1 protein-coding gene and 1 pseudogene are annotated in these 3,095 nt (G+C 42.1%); both read right to left on the bottom strand.

Annotation, left to right across the window (positions count from 1 at the left end):
* Nucleotides 1-2,888: non-ribosomal peptide synthetase (locus FHW88_RS29945; RefSeq protein ID WP_255485495.1), on the bottom strand; the 2,888-nt coding region annotated here is incomplete at its 3' end.
* Nucleotides 2,889-2,891: 3 nt separating this feature from the next.
* Nucleotides 2,892-3,002, bottom strand: a pseudogene (locus FHW88_RS30475) (hypothetical protein); the annotation flags it as partial.
* Between the last annotated feature and the right edge of the window lie 93 nt (nucleotides 3,003-3,095).

Raw genomic sequence — 3,095 nt, 5'->3', positions numbered from 1 at the left:
CGGCCAAGGTCGCCGGTTCGGTAAAGCCGGCCTTCACCGAACGGGTTGTTTACAAAACGCTCCGCGGTCAGCTCTTCCCGGTTCAAATAGCCCCGGCTGACACCTGCACCCCCGATAAAAAGTTCTCCCGGTACGCCTACGGGCTGCGGTTGGCCCGTTTTGCTTAAAATATAACAGTTCGTATTTGAATATGGCTTTCCGATCGGAACGAAGCCTCCCGGAAGTTGATGATCTGTAATCTCTCCTTCGAAATAGAGCGAGTCAATGGTCGTTTCGGTAGTTCCATAACTATTTATTATTCTGAACTTGGATCCATAGCGTCGATATAAGTTTTCATAGGCCTGGCGATTCAATGTGTCTGATCCAAGTATCAAAACACGCATGTAGTCAATATTCAGGTCTGATACTTCTATGTACTCCATCAGGGGTAACAGCAGGCCAGGGGTGCTTTCCAGGATATTGACTTGATGGCTGTTGATCAGTTCATATAAAGCATGTAAGTCATACTTAACTTCGTTCGGGCATAAAATCATCTCTCCGCCCGATAAAAGTGTTCTGCAGATATCCCCGGCAAATACATCAAAAGATATACTGGCAAGTTGCAGTAACCTGACCTGAAAAGTATCCAGGCGATAGGCATTCGACCATGCTTTGGTGATACTCACGACATTTCGATGTTCGACGAGTACGCCTTTGGGTTTACCTGTTGAGCCGGAGGTGTATATGACGTAGGCGAGGTCCTCCGGAGCAATTTTAATGGCACATGGAGAGGAAGGATAAACATCCAGTTCTTGCCTGAAATTATCAATTACTGCATTATCAAGAAGTAATTTTGCTCCGCTATCTTTTTTAATATAAGACGCCCTTTCGTCGGGATAATCAACATCGATCGGGCAAAATGCAGCCCCGGCCTTCAGAATACCTAAAATGGCAACCAGCAACCAGTTCGTCTTATCAAGCCTAACACAGATAATATCGTTTTTTTGAACTTTAAAATCGTTTAATAAGTAATGAGCAAATTGGTTGGATAACAGATCAAGCCGCTGATAACTGATTCTTACTTCATTGTCCGTCACTGCAACCCGATCCGGATAATTTTCCACCTGATCATCAAATAAATCAATTATAGAAGCTCTCACCGGGTAATCGGAAATCGGCGACGTTGCATGCCCGACGAGCTCGATTTCAGTGATCCTAGAAACTGAATTACATACCGCATTATCAGCGAAGTCAACAAGGTGCCTTCCAAATTGCCTGATGAACTCCTTCGAATAAAGGTTATTATTATATTTGATAACGACGTCTACCGAACCATTGTCATTAACAAACGTCAGATCTAAATCAAATTTTGATTGATTGGTTCCTGAATCAATATAAGAAAACTGCAGGTCTTCGGTATCAGGCAAAACAACGCGCTCAAATACTGTTTCCCTGATGTCAACGATGATGTTGGATAATGGTAACCTATTCTGATCCCTTTTTATGCCAAGGTCGTGTAACAAAACCTCAAAAGGGTATAATTGGTAATTAAAAGCTTCAGTTAACGCATCTCTGACCGTGTCGAGAACTTCAAGCAGCGTGTGGCTTTCTTCAATGACAGACCGCACAGGTAAGGTATTGACGTAAAAACCCACCTGATCTTCTAGGTCCGGGTGATCCCTTCCCGCGCTTGGGACAATTACCACGATATCACCCTGACCCGTATAGCGAAATAAAAGTATCTTCAATAAAGCCAATAATCCGCTGAATAAAGTTGCCCCATTAGTTCTGGTGATTTGTCTTAACTGGGAAATGGTGTCGTCATTAAATTTATAAACAACAGTTTCCGTTGCAGTAATAGAAAGGTCGTCTTTGTAAACGTCATAAGCCCCCAGGTCGATAGGGCTAAAATCACCCTGGAGTTTGTTGAGCCAAAATTCTTTTGCTTCATCATAAAACTTTCCTTTCATAAGCGTTTTATGCCAAAATGCAAAATCCTTATATTGGATTTTTAGGGGCGTAAGGGGATCAGGCTTTTCATTTTTAAAGGCCAGATACATTTTAAGAAGGTCTCTGTTAAGGATCTCAACGGACCAGCCATCGCTAATAATATGATGAATATTAATGCATAAAATGAAAGACTCGTCAGCTATATGCAATAACCCGATATGAAGGAGCGGGAGACGAGCCAAATCAAATACTTTCTTCCGGTAAATATCCAGGTGTGCCATTACCAGTTCATCTTTATTGACAGCTGCTCTTATGTCTGTATATTCAGGCCTGATAGTATGTTCGATATCGGAAACAACGATTTGTCTTGGTTCGCCAAATTCATTTTCCTTAAAATATGTCCGTAAACTTTCATGCCTGTTGACAACACTGGTAATTGCATTCAAAAAACTGGGAATGTCCAGATTGCCGGTAATCCGATAAAACATGGGTATATTATACGAACCTGACCCCGTCCCATATTGATCAGATAACCACAACCTCATTTGTGCATTGGATAAAGCGTAATCTGCACCTTCCCCGACGATGTTTATATGGTTTAGTTTTGAATTAGCTGAGTCAGTAATAATTTTTGCGTGTGAGGCAATAGTTACGTTGAGGAAAATATCCTTAAGTGTTAATATGACATGAAATTCCGCACGGTAACTACTTAACATACGGGTCGCCTTTAGACTATGTCCCCCAAGATCAAAAAAGTCATCGTAAACCCCGACTTTCTCCTGTCCAAGTATCGTTTGCCAGATGACCGCCAATTTAGTTTCAAGCTCATTTCTTGGGGCAATATATTCCCTCCGTTTTGCCTTTAACTTTTCGCTCAAGAGCACTAACGCATTCCTATTGACTTTTCCGTTAGAGGTCAATGGAAACTCATCAACGAATAGGAAGAAATTAGGAACCATATAATCTGGGATCCTTTCCGTTAAAAACGCTCTTAGTTCCGTACTGTCTACTTCATTGCCTGAGATTATAAAGGCAACAAGTTGTTGATCATCAGTATTTTCTTTGATCACCATAACGAGGGCTTCGCGGATACCCTCAAATGCGAGTACAGCGGCTTCGATCTCGCCGAGCTCGATCCTGTAGCCCCTGATCTTAACCTGGTCGTC

Origin of the sequence: Mucilaginibacter sp. SG538B (assembly GCF_013376065.1) — a bacterium.
Lineage (GTDB): Bacteria > Bacteroidota > Bacteroidia > Sphingobacteriales > Sphingobacteriaceae > Mucilaginibacter > Mucilaginibacter rubeus.
The sequence above is the reverse complement of the archived record's forward strand: the minus strand, read 5'-3'. Positions and strand labels throughout refer to the sequence as shown.